Raw genomic sequence first — 22964 nt, forward strand, 5'->3', positions numbered from 1 at the left:
CCCCCAATAAACTGATTCAGGTCGTATGTTAGTGTCGTGCCCCTTAAACTAGAGGCGAGATCATGAAGAAGTACCCCCCGAACAGATAATCACAAAAGCTCCGCAAAGTGGAACGACTAACAGCGGAAGGCTCCACTGTCAAGGAGTGTTCAAACAAATCGAGGTCAGTGAGCAAGCCTACTATCTATTGACACCGCGAGTACGGCGGCATGAAAAAGAGTCATTTCAAGCAGATGAAGGGACTCCGGAAAGAGAATGTTCGCTTAAAGAAGATCGTTGCCGAGCAGGCCTTGGACATCGATATTTTGAAGGGGTTGCTGAGAGAAACTTCTAAGCCGGGCGCCTCTGGCAAAGTGACTACATCGAGAGCTGTAATAGCCGCCTTCGTAACAAAATGCTCGACCGAGAGCTTTTCACCACTTAACCTCGCGAGCAGTACCGGTGCTTCTACAACGAGGATCTTTCTCCATAGCGCCCTTGACTACCAGCCACCATCATTTTATGCCGCTAACTTTGAAGGAGCAACTACTCCTGAACTGGGGCCAGCACTACATAACCCCATACAAAGAACGGGGAGCATTCTAACCTCCAAACAAAATTTCAAAGGCAAACCGTCATTTATAGACTCTTTAAGAAGATAACTAAGTGGTCTTCTCGCCAAGTTGGATCTTTTTTCGGCGGAGGCGTAGGAGGAGCATTTCCGTTCCGCCTTCCATGAGAATCAACGATGCCGAACCGACTTTCCCTCCGCCCGGTCTCCACTTCGGAAGCCACAGAGATTCGACACGTGGCCGCCTCCCGGGTCCAGCCGGCCCGCTTAGTGCAACGGGCCCAGGTTCTGGCGGCGATGCTGGAGGACCCAACCCTGAGCGCGAAAGAGGCAGGCCTCCGCGCTGGATATCGCAGCGCGCCAAGCGGGCCAAAGTGGGTTCGCCGGTTTAACGACGGCGGCCTGGAGGCCCTGGACGACCGGCCTCGATCGGGGCGCCCGCCGATCCACGGCGAAGCGGTGCGCTCGAAGCTCTTGGATCTGGCGCTCCAGAAGCCTCGCTCGCTCGGTCTTCCCTTTGCGATGTGGACCCTGGAGCGTCTGCAGACGGCCTTCTTCGAGCGAGAGGGAATACCGTTGGCGACCTCTACAATATGGGAATACGTGGAGGCGGAGGGCCTGCGCTGGAAACGCCAACAAAGCTGGTTCCATGAAGCGGAAAAGCACGATGAGCGCTTTGCCGAAAAAAGGGGGCCATCATCGCAGCCTACGTCCATCCGCCCCCGAGAACGCGCGTGATCTGCATCGACGAACTCGGCCCCCTCTCGGCCAAGATCTACCCTGGTGCCGAATGGAAACGAGGACCACAGCGAGCCACCTTTGAGCCGGATTACGAGCGGCGAGGCACACTCTGGGTGCACGGCGCCTTCGAGCCGACTACCGGAGAAGCAGCCATGGTCGTCAGCGGAAAGCGCGACTCGAAGAGTCATATCGCACTCTTGGAACGAATGATTGAGGTCTTTCCCTCGGATCGATGGCTCGTCGTCGAAGACAACCTGAGTACGCACCATAGCAGAGAGACAATAGCAGAGAGACAAAGGTGGCCTTGCTGGCCTGGCCAGAGGTCCAGGTGCAATTTATTCCGAAGTATGCCTCGTGGCTAAACCTCATCGAACCATGGTGGAAGCAGTTGAGAAGCCTGGCGCTGAAAGGACGCCGATTTGAAACTGTCGAGGAACTCAGAGAAGCGCTCTGGGAGGCGTTGGCCTACTGGAACGCCCACTGTCATCCCTACCGATGGAAGAAGCGTCCGCAGAAGCAGGAAGAGATCTCCGCGCTGTGGAGTGCAGCCCGGACCCTCGGGGGATACGGGTCGGTCCTCTTTCCTGACAACACACCCACTTAGCGAGAGCACCACTAAGTAGAGCAGCGAAAGAACATTACGGGTCGCTGGCGATGAAGGCAATTGTGCTACTTCAGAGAATCAAGACCAACGTGCTATGTCCGAACGTGCCATGTCACACCGAACCATCCGTGAGCCGTCGGCAGACGAACGGGCCGAGCTCCAGCGCATGAAGCGCGAGGAGATCGGCCGCGTGGCGATGCGGGCGCACATGATGCTGTTGTCCGACCGCGGCCTCTCGGCTTTCGACATCGCCGACTTACATGACGTGACGCATCCGACCGTCTACAAGTGGATGGACCGCTTCGAGGAGGAAGGCCCCGAAGGTCTTTTTGACCGGGAGCGAGAAGGCCGCCCGCGCAAAATCGACGAGGATGTTGAACGCGAAATTGAGACGCTTCTGCAGTCGGATCCAACCGAGGAGGGAGAGAACGCCTCGCGTTGGACAACACCGCGCATCGCGGAGTATCTGGAGCGCAAACTCGACGTGGACGTTCATCCGGAGACGGTTCGAGACGCGCTGAAGCGTTTAGAGTACAGTTGGACCCGTCCGCGGCGCCAGCTCCGCAAAGGCCCCGATTACGAAGAGCGCCTGGCCGAACTCGCCGAGCGGATCGGACAAGTGGGGCCGGAGACCACCGTCCTCTTTGCCGATGAGACGGAAGTGAAACGTTTCCCTCCGCTGCGGCGCATGTGGCAACCGGTCGGGGAACAGATGGCCGTCTGGGTGCCGGAGCAAAATGGTGACTTCGCCCTGTATGGAACGCTCGACATCTGCACCGGTCAGACCTACACCAAGGCCTTCGACCGTGAGATCTCCGACCACACGGTCGAGTTTTTGGAAACGATCCAGGCGGAGACCACGGGGAAGCTGCTTGTAATCTGGGATCAGGCCTCGTGGCACACTTCGAAACGAGTCCAGCGCTTCATCGAGGACCAGGAGCGCTTCGAGACGTTTAGGCTACCGAAGCGGGCCCCGGAAGCGAACCCGATGGAGGACCTCTGGCGCGAACTCAAAGAACAGGTGGCGGCGTGCCTGGAGCGAAGCCTCGACGCGCTTCTGAGCAGTTGTCGCCGATACTTCCAGAACCTCTCGCCGCAGCAGGCACTCCGCACTGCAGGTATCGGCTACGAGTAATGTTTTTCTGTCGACCTACTTAGTAGTAAATAGTGTATGATAAAGCAGTATAACCAATAAAATGCCTAAAATTAAAAGCGATATTAAGCTAGTTGTAATTTTATTTGTTTTAGGCATTTTTATATCCTTTGCTCGGGTTAGTAGCTACAGTGGAATAAGTTATGCTACAAACGTAATATTTAACGCTTTAACAGTAATTCCAATATTATTATCTGTGGCGTTCTTGGCCTTTAATAAAAAAATAAACAAAGCCTTGGGAGGGGTCGTTGTATTATTTTTATTGTTTATAGGTGTTCATTTATTGTCATCTATATTAAACAGTAATGTGTTTAGTTCTGCACGCAGAGTTTATCAGATAATTAGCGTTGCCTCACTTGTTATATTGATATCCATTCTTTTTTTTAAAACGACCCTGATAAATAAGTGGTGGAGCTTTTCGATTTTTTTAGGTGTTTTAAGTTGTGCCACGTTATTTGCGTGGCTAATATTCGACAGAAGTATGGCATACTCGGGAATTTTTAATAATCCTAACTCGCTTGGAGTTTATTCCCTAGTGAGCATGCCATTTTTTATGATTGCAAGAGTCTTAAGTGGTGATAAACTCGTTAGGTTTGGGTGGGGTACCCTTATCATAATAACAGTTATATTGTCATTCATATCAGGTGCTAGAGCATCATTACTTGCATTAATTATACTTGCTGCTGTGATGATGCTCTGGACTTTTATATCGGAGAGTAAAATAAAACACAATTTATTTTTAATAAGTGTTATGCTCGCACCTGCTTTAATTCTTTTGTCTATTATTGTTGATGAGGGCGGCGTTATATATTATGCGGAAGTAGTATCGCAACTTATTTCGGATAAGGGAAACATCTTATCTGGACGAGATCTGCTTTGGATATCAGTGGTCGACCTGATATCGGTTAAACCGTTTTTGGGATGGGGACCAAGCGCTTTGCTAGAAAATCTCACAGAACAACATACAATGTCAACTCACAACTTGTACTTGCAGATAACACTCCAAGTAGGCTTAGTAGGAATATTGGTTTTTATGGCAATTATATTTAAGATATGGAACGTTATGTATTATGGTAGAGGCAGTAGAATTGTGCAGATCTCCGCCTCTTTTTTAGTGGCTGTTTTGTTTCATCAGATGTTCTCAATATCATTGACGCAAAATAGCTTAGCATTTGGTTTTGGTATGTGGTTTATTGTATCTGTCGGGATAGGGGTTTCGTTAAGGACAGCCAGGTTGGAAAACGCATAGTGACAAAAGTTGAGTGTCTCTTCAAACGCGAGCCATTGCCTATTATCCCCAAGAAAGCCGCTGAGGTGTGTCGTTAAAGCATACTTAAACAGCGAAAGAGCGCAGCGTCTTGCCGTTCGAGGATCATAAGCATGTGCTGCAGCCAATCTAACCCATACTGGAATAGATTTGGCTGGCTCTGGTGCGCCTTTTTCTCGTTGTACAGAGGTAAACGACAACCGGGTAGCTATATCCCCGAACCGGCTTTGTGGGATCTGCAGGTGGGTGCCGCAGTCAGTTCAGTGGCAAAAGTTTAAAATGCAATCGCCCTGTCACATGGTACACGACAAAAAATTGCCAGCCTTGACATTATTCCGGGGCATCAGCGGGGCATCCCTCTTAAATCGGCACAAATGGATTCGAGACGACCCGTACTGGGGATCGCTTCCCACGAAAGTCGAAGCGTTTCTTCGGGAAAACCATGCTCAAAACCGTTTAAACCAGACTATGAAGGGACGTCTGACTTTTGTCGTGTACTGTGGCCCTGTCCACCTTACAGAGTGTCGAACAAGAACTATTATTCTCATTTTTTTGCCATGAATGTATTCATTATAGCAAGCGGCAAGTCGGCACATGCTCCACGTTGGGCACGTGCGCTAAATGATAGAGGATTAGAGGTGTCCTTCGTTACGATCCATAACGTCACCGCAAACTTTCCGAGTAGCATTGAGGTTTTAGAGTTGTCATCGAGTGCCCCACTCGGGTATTTTACCGGTTCGGTTCAGTTGCAAGCGTACCTCAATCGTAGAAACCCTGATTTAGTTCACAGTCATTATGCGACGGGATATGGCACATTGGGAGCATTAGTAAGGCATCCACGGAAAATCGTATCTATATATGGATCTGATATTTTTGATTTTCCACACAAGTTGCCCGTTCATAAGTGGTATCTAAAAAAGGCAGTTAGCTAATTATGCATTAAAGCAACATTATGAAAATAGTATTGTTGGCGCCTAGAAGCGAAATACATACTGTCCGGTGGGCAAATGCTCTTGCTGAAAGAGGGCATTCAGTTCATATCATTTCCGGGCACAATAATTCTGGAGATCCCCTTTGTTCAGACGTATACCTGCACAAAATAAATATATGGTCTTTTATTGGTTATTATACCAGTTTTTTTAAAGTAAGGGGGATTCTTAACGAGGTGGCTCCAGATCTCTTCCATGCACACTATGCTAGTGGCTATGGTGCACTGGGAAGATTAGTTGGATATCACCCATATGTGTTGTCGGTATGGGGAAATGATGTCTATGAGTTTCCATACCGTTCTCCGCTTCATCGTTCAATACTTAGAAAAAACCTTTGTGCAGCAGATTGCCTTTGCTCAACGAGTCAAGCAATGGCTGATCAAGCTTATGAAGCAACTAATGTCCCTTCTTCTAAGTTTTACATAACTCCTTTTGGGGTTAAAATGAGCAAATTTACTCTATCTAAAAAGAGTGTATTCAGCACTCAAGAAGAAATATTCATTGGTACAGTGAAAAAGCTAGAGAAAAAATACGGAATCGATCTTCTTTTGAATAGCTTTGCTAGACTACTAAACTCTCTTAATGACAACAAAAAACTGAGGTCCCGGCTACGACTTCTAATAGTTGGAGGAGGACCTGATCGAGAAAAGTTGGAAAGCTTGAGTGAGACTCTTGGAATAAGAGACGTGACCTCATTTGCGGGCAAAATTTCTCATGAGGAAGTCCCTACGTACCTCTCAAAGCTAGATATTTTTGTCGCGCTTAGCAGGTATGAGAGTTTTGGTGTCGCTGTTATAGAAGCGTCTGCTTGTGGGTTGCCTGTTGTAGTCTCTGAAGTTGGAGGGCTTCCAGAAGTTGTGAAAGATAGAAAAACAGGGCTCATTGTCCCAGACGAATCCCCAAAAGCTGCAGCGGAAGCTATAAAAAGTCTGCTGGTAAACCCCAGTCTGTCTCGGAAAATGGGCCGTTTGGGCAGAAAGCACGTCAAAAATAACTATTCTTGGTCTTCAAGTGTAAGTCAAATGGAATATGTTTATAACTCAGTTCTCTCTAGTAATAACAAAAGTAAACAAAAGTGGTGATCAACCTAACTGCAGATAGCAAAATCCGGAAAGGAGTTCGGTTTGGTAGTGCGCAGATTGTGTCGAGATTGCTATCACGAAAGCAGTATCTCGCTATTGCTCGGTCCTATTATAGAAATCGTTGGTCTTCCCGTGAGACATCAAGTTTCAAGCCATTGGATGATCCAACAAAACTAGCTTGGATTAACCCGAGGTCAATTATCCGCTTTACAAATCGACCTGGAATATCTTGTCACAGCAAAATATCGGATATTGCTAAAGTTAAATCAGGTGACTGGGATTTAGGGGGAAAGAAAGTTAAAGACACCTGGATATATAAATCATTTAAAAAAAGGTTTAAGAAGGGAGTGATATGGGAGAATACAGAAATGTACCACCGCTATTGTAGTAGGTACTCCAAGGGAAAAGCAGTAGAATTATGTAAGGATTATGACTTATTATATAGGAGTATTAAGGGGAGTGGGTATAAAACTCAGTTTGAGCTGTTTCTTGATAAAAAAGATCCGATAAGGTCATTTCCATATATGCTGACCAACGAGATTACAGTCGATATAGGTCGAAATGGCAACCCTCTACTTGTAGACAGTAAACATCGTGCTGTAATCGCCCAACTTCTAAATATTAATAGAGTGCCTGTTTTCGTTTTAGTAAGACATAAAAAATATATACATTAATATTTTGTATTGAGCTATGGTGAGCGCTCTCGTTAGCGTAATAATACCGTCGTACAACATGGCAGAATATCTGTCAGCATCGCTTGACTCTGCATTGAATGCAGGAGTTGAAGATGTCGAGGTTATCGTTGTGGATGATGGATCAACGGATGAGACGGAATCGGTGATTAGTCAATATATAGACCCATCCAATTCGCGTTATGACCCACGTATTCGCTACATACGCCAAAATAACCAGGGGAAACCAGGAGCTGTCAATTCTGGGCTCTCGGCTTCCAAAGGTCGCTTCATTACAATTCTTGATGCTGATGATATGCTCCCTACCAAGGGGTTGAGCATGCGGTGCAAAGCACTCGAAGACGAAAAAAAAGACTTGGCTATTGGTGGATTTGAAGTTGTGGACGAGAACGGCTCCTCCGTTGGGAATCGTCCCATCCCTTACGCTCCAACTTCCGAGACTATACGGAAACAGTTTTGTATCTCATACAAAAGCCCTTTTCATTTAGGAGCGTGTCTGTTTTCGCGTTCGCTCTACAATAAGGTGGGAGCCTTTGATAAGAGGCTTCAGCGATGCCAAGACATCGATTATTCTCTCCGGCTTTTGAGAGAAGCAAAAGAAATTGCATGGGTTGATAAGGCCGTTTACCAGTACCGAAAGTACCGAGGCAGTTACTTCGACCGTGCAAAGGTGCGTTTGCGTACACTCTGGCACCGGCCCGCTGTCTATTGGAAGAATTATAGAGGGGGGTATCGCTACATTGCGGTATTCGTTGGTGTTGCCTTAGATACTGGGAAGTTAGTGTACGAATCTATAGGGAATTACAAAAGCTAATATATGTGTGCAGTACATTATAAAGAAGGCCTTTTGGTTTTTGTTTTCTTATTTGGCCTATCTATCTGCTTTGAGTCAGTTGCACAAAAGCAGACAGATAGCGAGGGTAACAAAGCGAAGTACACAATCAGCTCCTTGGGACAAGCCTCTTTGGCAGGCACAACCCCCTTCTGGCACCACGCCAATACGTATGGGCGTATCTCCTCGCAGTCCCATGCAAATCATGTGACGGGCATACGTGGTGAACTTCCTTACTACACATGGAAGGGCGTTGATATCGCAGCAGGTGCTGAACTGACAGCGCGTGTATCAGATGCCCAGAACACCGCTCACTTCACTCAACTGTACGGGGCCTTGCAGTACCAAGGGCTTCGCCTGCGGATCGGACGCTTTCATCATACGGTCGGAGGACCGGCAGTTGAGTCGCTGTCGATGGGAAGTATGACGACGAGCCGCAATGCGACGCCTGTCCCTAAAATTGAGTTGGCGACGACAGATTTTGTTGACATTCCCTTATCGAATGGACGGCTGCAGGCACAGGTATATTTGTCGGAAGGACAACTGGAAGCGAATCGTCACGTGTCGAGTGCTCGCTTACACCAGAAGGCACTGCACCTGAGGGCGCTTATCGGCAACGTGCGAGTCGTTGGTGGGGTGATTCAGAGTCTCCAGTGGGGCGGAGAGAATCGACGCAATGGATGGAGCGAGTATCGGGATATATTGTTTAGTCCTAAAGGCGGTGGAGGGGAAAACACGGTTGCTGCGTATGAGGCGGGTGTTGAACTGCTTCTGGATGAATGGCAGCTGCAGGCCCATCGCCAGTTCTTTCTGGAAGACTGGATTGGGCTCTTTCTGCGAAGTCCGTGGGATGGCATCTGGAGCATCGGAGCACAGCGTTCGTCCGATGATAGCCCCAAATGGATTGACGGCGTCCAGTATGAGTTCATGAACACGATCCAGCAGGATGCCTTACCTGGACTTCCACAAGGAAGAGCTGGGTACTATACACATCACACATATCAAAGCGGGTGGACGTACCATGGCAATGTAGTTGGCAATCCGCTTATTCGTAATCCGCAGTTCCGGTCTTCCACGCAGGCCCTTGATGAGCCTCCCAATACGATGGTCATTGCCCATCATCTGGGAGTTAAGGGGACACCGACGACGCGGCTCAGCTACGAGGCACGATTCACCTACAGCCGCAATTACGGAATCTGCCAAGACCAGATTATCTCAGGTGTTGGAGCATGCAGAATTGGGTCAAGCAATATAGTGCCCCCTGACCTCGAAACCATCCCCCGCAGCGAACTTCGCCAGGATCAGTACGCCACGCACCTCGATATGCGCTATCTGCTTTCAGAGACCTACGGCATGCGCCTGCGTAGCTCCGTGGCGGTGGATTTGGGCGAATTCGACGGCACGCAAATTGGGTTTATACTAGGCTTACAGTGGGATGGGACAATCTCGTTGTAGAGCATCCCCCTCATGATAAACTTATCGTAATATTGACGTGCAGCACACGACAGGATAGCTACGTCCTTGTATGCTATAGCTGTGCCCATCTAACTATTTCATAGCTGTACGATTGTTCATGCACTATCTCATTACCGGAGGCGCCGGCTTTATCGGAAGCCACTTGGCCGACCACTTGTTGGCCCAGGGGCATCACGTCCATGCATTCGATAATTTGTCGACAGGTTCGCTCGATATTATTGCGCATCTGGCTGACCACGACCGATTTACGCTGACCGTGGGTGATGTGTGCGATAAGTCTGCGCTCGAAGCGGCAGCCGATGGATGTGATCGCATTGTGCATCTGGCGGCAGCGGTCGGGGTGAAGCGTATCCTGGAGCACCCGGTCGAAACGATCACGACGAACGTTCGGGGTACAGAGCATGTGCTTGAAATTGCAGCTGCTCGGTCGGTGCCTACGCTGATCGCCTCTACCTCTGAGGTCTATGGTAAAGCGATGGAAACGGTGGAGGGACTCGACGCACTTGCAGAAGACGGCCCCTGGATGCTTGGAGCCACTTCAAAGCGTAGGTGGGCGTATGCCTGCACCAAAGCGATGGATGAGTTCCTCGCGCTGGCCTATGCCGACGAGCGTGGACTTCCCGTTGTGGCGGCGCGCTTCTTTAACACCGTAGGTCCACGCCAGACGGGCCAGTATGGCATGGTGGTGCCTACATTTGTGCAACAAGCGCTCTCGAATTCTCCCATCAGTGTGTATGGAGATGGCCGCCAAACGCGCTGTTTCACGCATGTATTAGATGCGGTGGATATTGTGGATCGTCTTCTTGAAAACGAGGCAGCACACGGCGATGTGTTCAATATTGGACGCCCGCAGTCGGTCTCCATTAATGAGTTGGCAGAGCGCGTGCGTGAAAAAGCAGGGGCGGATGTGGAAATCGATCATATCCCATACGATGAGGCATACAGCGAAGGGTTTGAGGATATGCGGCGTCGTACCCCAGATGTAGACAAGTTGCGTCGCGTCGTAGGAATTGTACCTGCACGTGACCTAGACACGATACTTGAAGACGTTATTGCATACACACGAAATCAGATCGAAGCAAAGACCAATACGACCAACACTGCTATCAACGGTCAATCATCTGATCTAACCCCCGCTGATTTCGCTCGGGCATGATCTGTTCTTTATCAGCGGCTCGTTCTATACGTAAAATAACAGTGCCCATCCCCTATGTTACCTTCGTTACCAGCAGACTTCTGGTGGGTTGTTCTCCAGTCAGGAGGTGTCGCATTCGTGCTTACGCTGTTGGCTACACCGCTGGTTATCCGACTGGCGCACCATTATGATTGGCTCGCGTATCCGCGTGAAGACCGGTGGCACGCGACCCCCACCGCACTGATGGGCGGAATTGCACTGATGAGCGGGGCGTTTGGAGCCGCCGTGTTCGCAGGTGTGCTTGCCGAGTTGCCTTTAGTCTGGTTGGGCGGCGGGCTTCTCTTTGCGGTGGGACTGTACGATGATTGGATAGGCGTGCAGCCTGCGGGTAAGCTTGTGGTGCAAATCGCGGCTACCGCGCTCCTTATTGCAGATGGCTACATGTTTGGAAGCGGATGGCACTGGCTCATCGCTGGGCCACTTACGCTGTTGTGGGTAGTGGGCATCACCAATGCCATTAACTTACTCGACAACATGGACGGCTTGTCTGCCGGCATTGCGGGCATTGCAGCTGTTGTATTGCTGGCTGTAAGCGGTGTAACAGAGCTGATGGCGCTCGCTGCAACCATGGCGGCGGTCATGGGAGCGGCACTTGGATTCCTGCTCTTCAACTTCAAGCCCGCTCGCATCTTCATGGGCGATTGTGGGAGCCTCTTCCTCGGCTTTATGCTGGCGGCAGGGGCACTGGGCGTACAGAATGAGGCGTCCATCAATGCACCCGTGGCGCTCACCCTGCTCCCCCTGGCGGTGCTCGCCGTTCCTATTCTTGATACGACGCTCGTTACGCTTGTGCGCCGATGGGCGGGGCGCTCCATCTCTAAAGGAGGACGCGACCACACGTCGCATCGGCTGGTTTTTATGGGCTTGTCGGAGGCACAAGCTGTGCTCACGCTCTACACGGTGAGTGCTGTGTGTGGCGCGTTGGCGCTTGCAGTACTCTACGTAGATACGCTACTCTTTTATGCCCTCTCGGCGTTTGTGTCGGTGGCCCTGATCGTCTTTGGCATCTATTTGGCACGCGCCAATGTCTACGATGACGAGGTCGGAGTGAACACGGGCGATGGCATGGCGCTTCCCGATACGTCGGAATCATCGGGGCATGTGCTGTACCGACTCTTTGGACACCGGTGGAAAGCAGTATTCGGCGTGTTCGCGGACAGTGCGCTGCTTGCGGCGGCGTTTATTGTAGCCCATTACCTTCGGTTTGAAGGTGGGCTTACATCTGTTCACGAAGAGCGCATGCTGCAGGCGCTGCCACTCATCGTGGCAGCTAAGGTGGCGATCTTTACCGGAATGGGCATGTATCGTGCCATCTGGCGACACGCTGGAACGCCTGAAATTGTGCGCACCATCGCAGCCTCAGCGGTTGCATCGGTAGCGGGGGCAGCGGTGTGGGCAGGGCTGTTTTCATGGTCCACGTTCTCCGTATCGGTCTGGTTTATCGACTTGCTCGTGGCTACCTTAGCCGTTGTGGGCGTTCGGTTTGGGTTTCGCGGGATGCGACAATACTTCCTGGCGCAGTCCACAGCGGGCAAACGGGTACTTATTTACGGGGCAAGCGACTCGGGGGCCTTGCTCCTGCGCGAGATTCGCCAAAACCCAGAACTCGACTACGACCCCATCGGCTTTGTAGACGATGATCCGATGCGCCAGGGGCAGCGTGTGCAAGGCATACCAGTCCTTGGGAATGGCAATAAGTTACCCGATTTGTGCGCGCGATACGACATCGATTTACTCATCGTGTCGCCACGCGCAATGACCGATGCGGAGCGCGCGCAGGCGCAGGCTGCCTGTGCTGCGGTAGATATTCCCTGCCGCGTCTTTGCCATGCGCCTCGCCCCAGCCCGCGGAACGTCCGCGTCGCTGGATATCTCTGAACCCTCTTCAATTTCCTCCTGAAGCAAAAAACTTTTGTTTTAGGACGTTAGCCAATCACATAATTTATGGATGCAAACGGACAACTTCCGACAACTGCCGCTTCGCTAACCAATGCGCTGACCGACAAATCAGCCACCATCGGGGTGATCGGACTTGGATACGTGGGGCTGCCGCTCGCTGTTGAGTATGCGGCGGCAGGGTTCCAAACTATTGGTATTGAACTCAATTCTGAGCGCACAGATCAGCTTAACCGGGGCGAGAACTACATCGATGACCTTGACGATGTGCAGGTCGCGGATCTGGTTGAGCAGGGCCTTCTGCAGGCAACAACCTCCTACGATGATGCGCCCGACATTGATGTCTTTTTTCTGTGTGTGCCGACTCCCGTTACCGAGCACAAAGAGCCCGACACCTCGTACATCGAATCGGCCACAGCATCCATTGCCGAACATTTGCGTCCTGGACAACTCATTATCCTCAAAAGCACAACGTACCCCGACACCACCGAAGGGATCGTGCAGCCCATCTTAGAGAACGCCGCGCAGGCAGAAGGTCTCGGGCTTGGCCACGACTACTTTCTTGCGTTCAGCCCCGAGCGTATCGATCCGGGGAACGAGGAGTTTACCACCGCAAACACGCCGGTTGTGGTAGGCGGGGTGACCGATGCCTGCACCGCCGTTGCTGAAACAGCCCTCCATGCCATTATTGAGCACGTGCATGTGGCTCCGTCGCCCAAGGTGGCAGAAATGGAGAAGCTGCTCGAAAATATATTCCGATCGGTCAATATTGCGCTCGTAAATGAGCTAGCCAAGTTGTGTGACCGAGTCGAGGAACTGTCGATATGGGATGTGATTGAGGCGGCGAAAACCAAACCGTTTGGATTCATGCCGTTCTACCCGGGTCCGGGGCTGGGTGGCCACTGCATCCCAATCGACCCGTACTACCTGTCATGGCTCGCCCGGCGCTACGATTTTGAGACCAGCTTCATCACGCTTGCAGCGCGGGTCAACGAGAGCATGCCGTACTACGTGGCAGAAGCTGTGGTCGAGCAGATTGCACGGCAGCCCGTTGCGCTGTCTGGTGCAACCGTGCTGGTGCTTGGGGTGGCATTCAAGGGCAATGTTGATGATACGCGCCATTCCCCTGCTGAAACCGTTATTCGGCTTCTAAACGAAAAAGGAGTAGAGCAAGTCGCCTTTGTGGATCCGCATGTGGACCATTTTGAGGTGCACACAGCCAATGGAGAAAAGCACGCCGTAAAGAAAGAAACGCTTACGCCCGACGTGTTGGAAGCGTACAACGTGTCGGTTCTCATCACCGACCACGATGCCCTTGACATCGAAGCCATTGCAACCCATGCGCCGGCGATCGTCGATGCCCGCAACGCACTAGCCGATATCACCGACGAGCGCCGCTCTAAGATTCAGCTGATTGGTGGGGGCAATCAAAATGGACTGCAGGTTTCCCCACTGCATGCCAGTGATGGGCACTCTGGGCATCCATCCAACAAGGCAACGATTCAATAGCGCAACAACCGCATGGGGTGTGGGGTACACCATTTCCCATGAGCGCTTCGCGCGCCGTTTGTTTTCCATCGCACTGTTTTTGGCACTATGGCTTTGTTCTGGACGCTTTTGCTGCAATCGCCTCGGGAGGAATTCATTGTTGGTGCGCCTCCTTTGGGCATTGAGTGGTTAACGATCGCCAGTGTGATCGTGCCCGCCGTTTTGCTCGCTGTAATCATATATCTCGGTTCCGAAAAAGCGGTACACTAACCTTGCAAAGATGCTTTCGGTGTAGAGCAAAGCAGACGGAAAAGAGCGCTCATGGGTGCCGTATCTAACCGTACAGGCCCCCCGTTGGTATGAGCGTATCGTCTATGCCGCAACGCACTGATCTTGACCGTTGGCTTGCCGACCTGCGCAACGGAGAAGCACACTACACGCTCCTGGCAGTATGCCCCACCTCCGATGCGGTGCTGCGGGCTGCGCTGTCGGCGGCCTCCGATGCGCAGGCTCCTCTCCTTCTCGCAGCCACCCGCAACCAGGTGGATGTGGACGGCGGGTACACCGGATGGACCCCCACGTCTTTTGTCCAACGGGTGCGCGCGCTCCGTCAGCAGATGCCGCTGTCTCCTCCTGTCTTGTGTTGTCTGGATCATGGCGGACCGTGGTGTAAGGATGCCGAGCGCCGTGCTGCCGTCGACTGGGAAACTGCATACGAGGGCACACAAGCAACGCTTCGGGCAGGACTTGAGGCCGGATATCGCTACGCTCATATCGATACGACAGTAGACCCCCACCACGATGGTCCGCTACCGGTGGCTATCATGGTGAAGCGAGCCGCCATGCTTATCGAGTGGGCCGAGTCGTACCGAACGCGGCACGGACATCCGCCAATCACCTACGAGGTGGGTATTGAAGAGGAGGCGCCAGGCTCCTGGGGGGATCACCTCGAACGCCTCCAACAGTTCTTGGATCAACTCTATACGACATTGCCAGAGGCCCACTATCCGTCGTTTGTGGTGAGTGATGTCGGTACGTCGTTTGGCACGGGGGCGTTTGACGAAACCAAAGCACGCCGTGTGGTCGAACAGGTGGATACGTACGGAGCTCTCGTCAAATCACACTACAGCGACTTCGTGACGCCGCTTGACGGGTTTCCGCGAACCGGAATCGGGGGCGCTAACATTGGGCCCGGGCTTTCTGCAGTGGAATATGACGCACTCTGTGAGTTAGAAGAGTTGGCTCGTCGGCTCGATCGGACACCGCACTGGCATGACGCGCTGCGCCAGGCGCTTGTCGCGAGCGGACGGTGGCGCAAGTGGGTGGATACGGACGATGCACCGTTCGAAGCGTTACCGACCGCTACGCAGCGTATGCTTTTGAGTACGGGCAGCCGCTACGTGTGGACAGATCCTGACGTGCAGGCCGCCCGATCGGAGCTGTTTGATCAGGTTGCCGACTACCGCGATGCCGATGCGTATGTGCAGTGGCGTTTGCGCACCGCTGTGTTAGAAATGCTGCATGCGTTTAACCTGGTTGGCCGTGCGCGGTCGCTACGCCGTGAAGAGGCAGATGTGAGCAGATCATAAGCCGTTGAGCTTACAGCGCTTCCGGTCCATCACGAAGCAGCGGCTGGATGGCTCGGAAGGTGTCGGTATCGGCGCGACGGAGCCACTCAAACGCCACCATTTCGCGCGTAACGATGTGCGCTCCGGCTCGGCGCATGCGCTCAAGCGCTCGTTGCTTGTCCAGGGCGCGGCGCGATCCTACGGCTTCATCCACCACAAATACCGTGTGGTCTAAAGCGCATGCCTCTAACACCGTCTGCTGCACGCACACATGCGCCTCCGTGCCCGTCACGACCCATTGCGGGTAGGCGTTTTTTACAGTGTGCGATGCGTCGGTCTGCATCCACGAAAAGTGCATTTTCTGATGCAGACAGTCAGAAGCAAGATAACACTGAAGCGGCGAGACCGTCGGTCCAAGTCCTTTCGGGTACTGCTCGGTCGCATGGACGGGAATGTCGAGTTGTTCGGCAATGGCGGCCAGCCATGCAATGGATGAAATGACGGCTTCTCCGTCATTAATCGCCGGAGCAAGTCGTTCTTGCACGTCAATAATCAGCAAGCAACTCCGGGTTGCGTTGAGTAGCATAGCAGCGAATAGACGTAAAAAAGGAAAGCGCTTTCGGTTAGTGTGCAATTTACGACCTCATAGTTACATAATCGCACGTCTAAAACAACAAAGTTACTTTAGAAACTTGACCGATAGTTGGTGAAAAAAGTATTATACAACCGTGGCAATCCGGCGCCGCACTCCGCATCACCCATTGAAAAACAGAGAGGTTTCACGAATGGACGACTTCGACTTACAAGGCGCAAAAGAAGCGCTTGGCAACGCAACATTTGAAAACTACGTGGGCCTGATGGAAGGCTACACCGAGATGGCATACCAGCTCTCGGCCCACGTGCTTACATTGGGATACGCCGTTATGCTGGCGGGGCTGCTCTTCTTCGTGTTGACGATGAACACGGTGAAGCGCAAGTACCGCATTTCCAGCGTGCTCTCGGTTGTCGTCATGGTCTCGGCCTTCCTGCTTCTGCTTGTGCAGCAGCAAAACTGGCTGAGTGCCTTCGACTACAACGTCGAAAATGCACGGTACATGCTTAGCTCAACCGACCCGGGCGACCTGTTTAACAACGGGTACCGGTATCTGAACTGGCTCATTGACGTGCCGATGCTGCTGTTCCAGATTCTGTTTGTGGTGTCGCTTACCACCAGCAGCTTCAGCTCGGTGCGTAACCAGTTCTGGTTCTCTGGTACGGGTATGATCTTGACCGGATACGCGGGTCAGTACTACGAAGTGACCGATCCCACCCTCTTCTTCATCTGGGGCACGATTTCGACCCTGTTCTTCTTCCACATTCTGTATGTGATGAAGCAGGTCATCGACCAAGGTAAAGAAGGCGCTCCGGCAAAAGCCCAGAAGTACCTCGGCTCCATCTGGACGCTCTTCCTCTTCACCTGGATGCTGTACCCCGGTGCCTACCTCATGCCGTACCTCTTCAGCTTTGCCGCTGAGCCGGCTTTGAGCGAGGCTGCTGTTGTTGGGCGTCACATGACGTACACGGTCGCTGATATTGGTTCGAAGGTCATCTACGGTATCTTCCTGACGCTCACGGCGCAAGAGATGAGTAAGGCCGAAGGCTACGATTGGGAAGCGATGGAAGAAGGCGCAACGGCGTAACTGCGCTTAGATCCTGACGTGACTTTGTATTCTCCAAAGGATACAAAGACAAAACGCCCTCCCGGCACTGTGCTGGGAGGGCGTTTGTTATGGAGGCTGTTTGTGTCTCTAGTTCTCTGTCACACGTCACTCTTCGGGTAACACATGTACCTCTAACGTACCGAGAATAATCCACAATCATGTCATTGCGAGCGCAGCGAAGCGCCCCGACCCCAGGAGTACTCGTTCGCTAGTGCTCACAGCGCCACGCCGGTCGCAAGCTGCCTCCTCGCGATGACAGTTTCGGCCCCTAACTTTCAGGTGTAATAAAGCACTAAGTGAAGTCACGTGTCAATATTGGAGTTCAAGAGGGAGTGACAGCCTGCCCGATGATAATAACAAAACACCTGTCCTCTCGTGGCGATGTGCAACAGGAATGACCTTACGGCCCCTCTGCCTCGCCACGCTTGCCGGGACGCTCCAGCATTCCTAATCCACCACCTGGTTTCTTTACTTCGGGGGGGGGGTACGTTGGACGCAGAGCGTCCATTCGTCCGTCGCGACGCAGAGCATCGCGACGAGGACGCAAGCGGGAGTTCGCCTCCGGGGTTGCGTTGTGTATACACCATAGCTTCTCTGAGGGGGACGTGATGAACGCCTTCCACGGTTCCTTCCTCCTCGGGGAGGAAGGGTAGGATGGAGGGGAATCCATCCGGCAATCCCCAAAACCATTGTTGAGGGCACTTATGGTGCCAGGATTTACGGATAAAGGAACGGATGGCGGGGGTTGCTCATCCACCCGTCCACACATCCACCCCTTCATACCTAACTGGCATCACGCCACGCCTTCTTTGTACGCGTCCATTGGAGGGCAAGCACACACGAGATTGCGGTCGCCGTAGGCGTCGTCGACGCGGCGCACGCTGGGCCAGAACTTGTCGGTACGGAGCCGCTCTACCGGGTAGGCCGCTTTTTCGCGTGGATACGGGTGGTCCCATGTATCCGCACTCACGTGCGAGGCCGTATGGGGGGCTTCGGTAAGTACGTTATCCTCCGCATCGGCCATGCCCAACTCAACTGACTGAATCTCGGAGCGAATCGCAATCATGGCCTCGCAGAAGCGGTCGAGTTCATCCTTCGACTCGCTCTCGGTGGGCTCAATCATGAGTGTGCCAACAACGGGCCAACTCATGGTAGGGGCGTGGAAACCGTAGTCCATTAGCCGTTTGGCCACATCTTGCTCGCTGATGCCCAACTCTTTGCGGAAGCTGCGCAGGTCGAGGATGAACTCGTGAGCCACGCGGCTATTCGCACCGGTGTACACGATGTCGTAGTGGGTGTTGAGGCGCCGGGCTACGTAGTTTGCATTCAGGATGGCGTTTTTGGTTGAGGCGGTAAGGCCCTCGGCACCCAGCATCTTGATGTACGCCCACGAAATAAGCAGAATGAGGGCGCTTCCGTACGGGGCTGCCGAGACGGGCGCGATAGCGTGTTCGCCGCCTACATCGGCTAATGGATGGCCAGGCAGAAAGGGAGCCAGATGCTCTGCAGCGCCCACGGGGCCTACTCCGGGGCCGCCGCCGCCGTGCGGAATGCTAAACGTCTTGTGCAGATTCAGGTGGCACACATCCATGCCAATTTCGCCAGGGCGGCACACGCCTACCATCGCGTTCATGTTGGCGCCGTCCATGTACACCTGGCCGCCGTGCTCATGCACCACGTCGCATACCTCGCGGATGTGCGTCTCGAATACGCCGTGTGTAGAGGGGTAGGTGACCATCAGGGCCGCTAGGTGGTCGCTGTGCTTCTCGGCCTTGGCAGTGAGGTCGTCCAGGTCAATGTCGCCATTGTCGGCACAGTCTACGGTAACGACTTTCATGCCAGCCATCGAAGCACTGGCGGGGTTGGTACCGTGGGCCGATTCGGGGATGAGGCAGACATTGCGGTGGCCTTCGCCACGATGCTCATGATAGGCTTGGATCACAAGCAGCCCCGTGTATTCGCCCGAGGCGCCCGAGTTGGGCTGCAGCGATACCTCTTCAAACCCGGTAATTTCAGCGAGCCAGCTCGACAGCTCGTCAATCACCTTGGCGTAACCGCTGGCCTGCTCGGACGGTGCAAACGGGTGCATTTTCCCAAAGCGCGCATCCGAAATAGGCATGAGCGAAGCCGTCGGGTTCAGCTTCATGGTGCACGATCCGAGCGGAATCATGCTTGTGGTGAGCGACAGGTCTTTGGCCGCCAGGTGGTGCATGTAGCGCGTGATCTCCGGCTCCGAATGGTAGCTGTTAAAGACCGGATGGGTGAGAAACTCGGTGGTGCGCTGCAGTGGCCCGTCGTATCCACTGGATAGATCAGCTGCCAGGTCTTCGGCGTGGAGTGAACGCCCGTTCTGGGCACCAAAAATGCGAAGCAGCGTGTTCAGTTCGTCGGTGGTGATGGCTTCATCGAGAGCAATGCCAACCGAGCCGTCATCATAGTAGCGCAGATTGACCTCGTGCGCCTTGGCGGTGCTCCGGATGTCTTGCGCAGTGAGCCCGTCAGGGTCTACGCGGAGGGTGTCGAAAAACGCATCGTGGCGTAGGGTGTGGCCAAGCTGTTCGAGACCGGTGGCCAGGGTTTTTGTGGCATCGTGGATACGTGTGGCGATTTGGGTGAGCCCCTTCGGGCCATGGTACACCGCGTACATGCTGGCCATGACGGCCAGGAGTACCTGGGCGGTGCAGATGTTCGAGGTGGCGCGGCCCCGGCGGATGTGCTGCTCTCGGGTTTGCAGGGCCATGCGCAGGGCAAGGTCGCCCTCGGCATCCTTGGATACGCCAATCATGCGACCGGGCATCTGGCGCTTGTGGGTTTCTTTGGTCGCAAAGTAGGCGGCGTGCGGACCGCCATAGCCGAGCGGAACGCCGAAGCGTTGGGTGTTGCCCAATACCACATCGGCTCCCCAGGACCCGGGCGCCTCAAGCAGCGTCAGGCTCATCAGATCGGCGGCCACGGCTACATACGCGTCGTGCGCGTGGGCTGCGTCGCAGAATGCCTCGTAATCGCGGATGGCGCCGTCGGTTGCAGGGTATTGGACGAGGGCGCCAAACACGTCCTCGGTGAATGCGAACGCATCGGGGTCACCCACAACCACCTCTACGTCTAGCGGCTCGGCGCGCGCTTTGACTACCTCGATGGTTTGCGGATGGCAATCGGCTGCCACAAAGAACTGCCGGGCGTCTTGGCGACGCGTTACGCGGTTCAGCATCATCATCGCTTCGGCGGCTGCGGTGGCCTCATCAAGCAGCGACGCGTTCGCGATTTCCATGCCCGTTAGGTCAATAGCCATGGTTTGGAAGTTGAGAAGCGCTTCCAACCGGCCTTGGGAGATTTCAGCCTGATAGGGCGTGTATGCCGTGTACCAGTCCGGATTCTCCAGAATGTTGCGCTGGATAACGGGCGGAGTTACTGTGTCGTGGTAGCCCATTCCGATAAAGGAGCGATGCACGTCGTTGGCATCTGCATAGGCGTTCGCCGTAGCGAGCAGTTCTTGTTCGGTTGCGGCGCTGGGCAGGTCGAGGGGACGGTCGCTCCGGATTTCGGCGGGGATGGCTTCGTCAATCAGTGCATCCAGCGAGTTGGCTCCGATCGATTTGAGCATTGCCGCCCGATCAGCAGGCGAGGGGCCAATGTGGCGGTGCGCAAAGACATCGGTTGAGCGAAGGTCAATAGGCATGCGGATACGGGGCAAGTGGCCAGGGAAGAGCGTAGTTGTGCAAGTAAGACGCTGTATAAACGAATCCTTAAAAGCCGGGTTCAGTCAGAGCGCGTGCTGCCGATGCAAGAATGCTGAAGAATGTTAACGAGCGTGGTATACTTTCATGGGTAACGCGTGGGGGATACGGGGCTGCTGGCATCTGGGCGCAGGGCCTTCTATGTTGAAGTTGTTCATTGCACTATGGCTAACGCTCTTTTTGGTATGATCCATCGTTTACTGTATAGTCTGGGCGGCTTGAGTCTACTTGTGATGCTGATGGGGCCCGTTGCATGGGCGCAGGCCGATCAAGTGGTTCACAACGCGACAATTTACACCATGCATCCGGAGCAGCCCGAGGCCGAGGCGATGGCCGTGCGAGGCGATCGGGTGCTCATGGTCGGATCCGATGAGCAGGTCCAGCAGGCCTACCCAGAGGCGCCCTCGCTCGATGCAGAGGGCCACGCTATTGTGCCCGGTTTTATCGATGCGCACGGCCATCTTACGGGACTGGCCGAAACGTTTTTACAAGCCGATCTAGTGGGCACCGAGTCGGTTGACGCGGTGATTGACCGGCTTGAATCATTTGCTGCGGACCTGCCCGAGGGGGCCTGGCTTGAAGGCCGAGGGTGGGATCAAAACGAGTGGCCCGGCGATGGCGACTTTCCCACGCGTCAAGATCTTGATGATGCCTTTCCAGATCGTCCGGTGTACCTGGTACGTGTAGATGGTCATGCGGCCTGGGTCAACACGGCAGCGTTGGAGGCCGTTGGTATGCAAGAAATAACAGACCGGGCGGATCCAGAAGGAGGAGCCATTCTGCGTGATGACGCCGACCAACCCACGGGCATTCTGATTGATACGGCCATGGGACTGGTCAGTGGAGAGATCCCATCTGCAACACGCGAGCAACTCGACGATGCGTTGGAAGAGGCGCTGGAGCATACTGCCCGCCTTGGAATGACCGGCGTGCATGATGCGGGCATCGGGCGCGAGGCGATTGAGCGCTACGAGCGCTTCATTGGGAAAGATCGCTTTCCGATTCGCGTCCACGCGATGCTCGACGGGCGCGGAGAGGCGTTTGATTACTATTGCGAAAACGGACTCATCTATGATTTGGCGGGGCACTTGAGCGTGCGAAGCGTCAAGTTCTATATGGATGGGGCACTTGGTAGTCGCGGGGCTGCCCTGCTTGATGACTACTCCGATGATGAAGGGAACCAGGGGCTACTCATGCGGAGTCCGGAAGGTCTGCAGGAAGATGTGGAGCGGGCGCTTCAATGCGGCTATCAGGTCAACACGCACGCCATTGGCGATCGTGCCAATCGCGAGGTGCTGAATGCGTACGAAGCCGCGCAGGAAACGTACGGTACGGCTTCAGGGCGGCACCGCATTGAACATGCACAGGTACTCCATCCCGATGACATGACGCGTTTCGCTGACCTGAACGTGATTGCCTCCATGCAGCCTATGCACGCTACAAGCGACATGGGCTGGGCCGAAGATCGATTGGGCGACGAGCGTGCGGAAGGGGCCTACGCGTGGCAGTCGCTGGCAGAGCGTGGTGTTGATCTGGCGTTCGGGTCCGACTTTCCTGTAGAGCCTGTTGATCCGCTACAAGGCTTTCATGCTGCTGTAACACGTCAGGATGCTGACGGGCTGCCCGAGGGCGGTTGGATGCCCGACGAGCGGATGACACGCGAAGGCGCGCTGCACGGCTTTACGTACGGAGCCGCCTACGCGGGCTTCAACGATACCGATCGGGGACGACTTGCGCCTGGTTATTACGCAGATTTCGTTATGCTGTCGGATGATATCATGGAAATACCTGCAAACGAACTGCTCGATGCAGAAGTTATTGCCACCTATGTAGGGGGTACGCGTGTCTACGCTGACGAAGCAGCCCCTGAAGCGCCGTAATATGGAATCAATGGTGTCCTGCAACGAGGGTACACAAAAACGGTCGATGAGGAGCATATCCTCATCGACCGTTTGCTATGTGCCACCTGTGTGACAGGGTGTTCTTTGCTACAACGCG

Annotated in this window: 18 protein-coding genes; 16 read left to right on the plus strand and 2 right to left on the minus strand. The window is 53.7% G+C overall.

Annotated elements, in window-relative coordinates; translation table 11 throughout:
- The first annotated feature begins 209 nt into the window (after positions 1-209).
- From ACZ5AL_RS00555 to ACZ5AL_RS00620, 14 genes are all read left to right on the plus strand, one after another.
- Positions 210-641, plus strand: a complete 432-nt coding sequence (locus ACZ5AL_RS00555) for a hypothetical protein (RefSeq protein WP_464511457.1) — start codon at positions 210-212, stop codon at positions 639-641.
- 86 nt (positions 642-727) lie between these two features.
- Complete coding sequence (locus tag ACZ5AL_RS00560) at positions 728-1288, plus strand: helix-turn-helix domain-containing protein (RefSeq protein ID WP_464511458.1); 561 nt, start codon at positions 728-730, stop codon at positions 1286-1288.
- Entirely contained in the window at positions 1285-1653 is a 369-nt protein-coding gene (locus tag ACZ5AL_RS00565; protein ID WP_464511459.1) for a transposase, read from the plus strand. The genes ACZ5AL_RS00560 and ACZ5AL_RS00565 overlap by 4 nt, the downstream gene beginning before the upstream one ends.
- Positions 1590-1895: a transposase gene (locus tag ACZ5AL_RS00570; protein WP_464511461.1), complete on the plus strand. Its 306-nt coding sequence runs from the start codon at positions 1590-1592 to the stop codon at positions 1893-1895. The genes ACZ5AL_RS00565 and ACZ5AL_RS00570 overlap by 64 nt, the downstream gene beginning before the upstream one ends.
- Before the next feature lie 94 nt (positions 1896-1989).
- Positions 1990-3030 (plus strand): IS630 family transposase, encoded by a 1041-nt coding sequence (locus ACZ5AL_RS00575; protein ID WP_464511462.1) that lies wholly within the window; start codon positions 1990-1992, stop codon positions 3028-3030.
- A 61-nt stretch (positions 3031-3091) separates the two neighbouring features.
- The gene (locus ACZ5AL_RS00580) at positions 3092-4297 is read left to right on the plus strand and encodes an O-antigen ligase family protein (protein ID WP_464511463.1); all 1206 of its coding nucleotides are present in this window, start codon (positions 3092-3094) and stop codon (positions 4295-4297) included.
- 575 nt (positions 4298-4872) lie between these two features.
- Entirely contained in the window at positions 4873-5247 is a 375-nt protein-coding gene (locus ACZ5AL_RS00585; protein WP_464511465.1) for a glycosyltransferase, read from the plus strand.
- A gap of 20 nt (positions 5248-5267) precedes the next feature.
- Positions 5268-6386, plus strand: a complete 1119-nt coding sequence (locus ACZ5AL_RS00590; RefSeq protein ID WP_464511466.1) for a glycosyltransferase — start codon at positions 5268-5270, stop codon at positions 6384-6386.
- A gap of 690 nt (positions 6387-7076) precedes the next feature.
- On the plus strand, positions 7077-7892 hold the full coding sequence (locus ACZ5AL_RS00595) for a glycosyltransferase family 2 protein (RefSeq protein ID WP_464511467.1): 816 nt from the start codon (positions 7077-7079) through the stop codon (positions 7890-7892).
- A gap of 135 nt (positions 7893-8027) precedes the next feature.
- Positions 8028-9365, plus strand: a complete 1338-nt coding sequence (locus tag ACZ5AL_RS00600) for a capsule assembly Wzi family protein (RefSeq protein WP_464511469.1) — start codon at positions 8028-8030, stop codon at positions 9363-9365.
- Positions 9366-9483: 118 nt separating this feature from the next.
- The gene (locus ACZ5AL_RS00605; RefSeq protein WP_464511470.1) at positions 9484-10542 is read left to right on the plus strand and encodes an NAD-dependent epimerase/dehydratase family protein; all 1059 of its coding nucleotides are present in this window, start codon (positions 9484-9486) and stop codon (positions 10540-10542) included.
- Between the two features lie 54 nt (positions 10543-10596).
- Positions 10597-12480, plus strand: a complete 1884-nt coding sequence (locus tag ACZ5AL_RS00610; protein WP_464511472.1) for a hypothetical protein — start codon at positions 10597-10599, stop codon at positions 12478-12480.
- Positions 12481-12524: 44 nt separating this feature from the next.
- The gene (locus tag ACZ5AL_RS00615; protein WP_464511473.1) at positions 12525-13985 is read left to right on the plus strand and encodes a nucleotide sugar dehydrogenase; all 1461 of its coding nucleotides are present in this window, start codon (positions 12525-12527) and stop codon (positions 13983-13985) included.
- 338 nt (positions 13986-14323) lie between these two features.
- On the plus strand, positions 14324-15553 hold the full coding sequence (locus tag ACZ5AL_RS00620) for a class II D-tagatose-bisphosphate aldolase non-catalytic subunit (protein WP_464511475.1): 1230 nt from the start codon (positions 14324-14326) through the stop codon (positions 15551-15553).
- Between the two features lie 10 nt (positions 15554-15563).
- Here ACZ5AL_RS00620 and ACZ5AL_RS00625 read toward each other — a convergent pair whose 3' ends face one another.
- Positions 15564-16118: an isochorismatase family protein gene (locus ACZ5AL_RS00625; protein ID WP_464511476.1), complete on the minus strand. Its 555-nt coding sequence runs from the start codon at positions 16116-16118 to the stop codon at positions 15564-15566.
- 199 nt (positions 16119-16317) lie between these two features.
- Between ACZ5AL_RS00625 and ACZ5AL_RS00630 the strand changes: the two genes are divergently transcribed.
- Complete coding sequence (locus ACZ5AL_RS00630) at positions 16318-17211, plus strand: bacteriorhodopsin (protein WP_464511478.1); 894 nt, start codon at positions 16318-16320, stop codon at positions 17209-17211.
- 814 nt (positions 17212-18025) lie between these two features.
- Here the strand turns inward: ACZ5AL_RS00630 and gcvP are convergent.
- A complete protein-coding gene (gene gcvP / locus ACZ5AL_RS00635) occupies positions 18026-20908 on the minus strand; it encodes an aminomethyl-transferring glycine dehydrogenase (RefSeq protein ID WP_464511479.1) in 2883 nt (960 codons plus the stop codon).
- 222 nt (positions 20909-21130) lie between these two features.
- Between gcvP and ACZ5AL_RS00640 the strand changes: the two genes are divergently transcribed.
- Positions 21131-22846, plus strand: a complete 1716-nt coding sequence (locus ACZ5AL_RS00640; RefSeq protein ID WP_464511480.1) for an amidohydrolase — start codon at positions 21131-21133, stop codon at positions 22844-22846.
- Positions 22847-22964 lie beyond the last annotated feature (118 nt).

This window comes from Natronotalea proteinilytica (genome assembly GCF_055379935.1).

Excerpts from the sequence above, each read along its gene's own strand:
- ACZ5AL_RS00630 (WP_464511478.1), top strand. The coding sequence starts at position 16,318 with ATGGACGACTTCGACTTACAAGGCGCAAAAGAAGCGCTTGGCAACGCA.
- ACZ5AL_RS00590 (WP_464511466.1), top strand. The coding sequence starts at position 5,268 with ATGAAAATAGTATTGTTGGCGCCTAGAAGCGAAATACATACTGTCCGG.
- ACZ5AL_RS00560 (WP_464511458.1), top strand. The coding sequence starts at position 728 with ATGCCGAACCGACTTTCCCTCCGCCCGGTCTCCACTTCGGAAGCCACA.
- ACZ5AL_RS00605 (WP_464511470.1), top strand. The coding sequence starts at position 9,484 with ATGCACTATCTCATTACCGGAGGCGCCGGCTTTATCGGAAGCCACTTG.
- ACZ5AL_RS00595 (WP_464511467.1), top strand. The coding sequence starts at position 7,077 with ATGGTGAGCGCTCTCGTTAGCGTAATAATACCGTCGTACAACATGGCA.
- ACZ5AL_RS00615 (WP_464511473.1), top strand. The coding sequence starts at position 12,525 with ATGGATGCAAACGGACAACTTCCGACAACTGCCGCTTCGCTAACCAAT.
- ACZ5AL_RS00620 (WP_464511475.1), top strand. The coding sequence starts at position 14,324 with ATGAGCGTATCGTCTATGCCGCAACGCACTGATCTTGACCGTTGGCTT.
- ACZ5AL_RS00575 (WP_464511462.1), top strand. The coding sequence starts at position 1,990 with ATGTCCGAACGTGCCATGTCACACCGAACCATCCGTGAGCCGTCGGCA.
- ACZ5AL_RS00640 (WP_464511480.1), top strand. The coding sequence starts at position 21,131 with ATGGCTAACGCTCTTTTTGGTATGATCCATCGTTTACTGTATAGTCTG.
- ACZ5AL_RS00580 (WP_464511463.1), top strand. The coding sequence starts at position 3,092 with ATGCCTAAAATTAAAAGCGATATTAAGCTAGTTGTAATTTTATTTGTT.
- ACZ5AL_RS00625 (WP_464511476.1), bottom strand. The coding sequence starts at position 16,118 with ATGCTACTCAACGCAACCCGGAGTTGCTTGCTGATTATTGACGTGCAA.
- ACZ5AL_RS00585 (WP_464511465.1), top strand. The coding sequence starts at position 4,873 with ATGAATGTATTCATTATAGCAAGCGGCAAGTCGGCACATGCTCCACGT.
- ACZ5AL_RS00555 (WP_464511457.1), top strand. The coding sequence starts at position 210 with ATGAAAAAGAGTCATTTCAAGCAGATGAAGGGACTCCGGAAAGAGAAT.
- gcvP (WP_464511479.1), bottom strand. The coding sequence starts at position 20,908 with ATGCCTATTGACCTTCGCTCAACCGATGTCTTTGCGCACCGCCACATT.
- ACZ5AL_RS00610 (WP_464511472.1), top strand. The coding sequence starts at position 10,597 with ATGTTACCTTCGTTACCAGCAGACTTCTGGTGGGTTGTTCTCCAGTCA.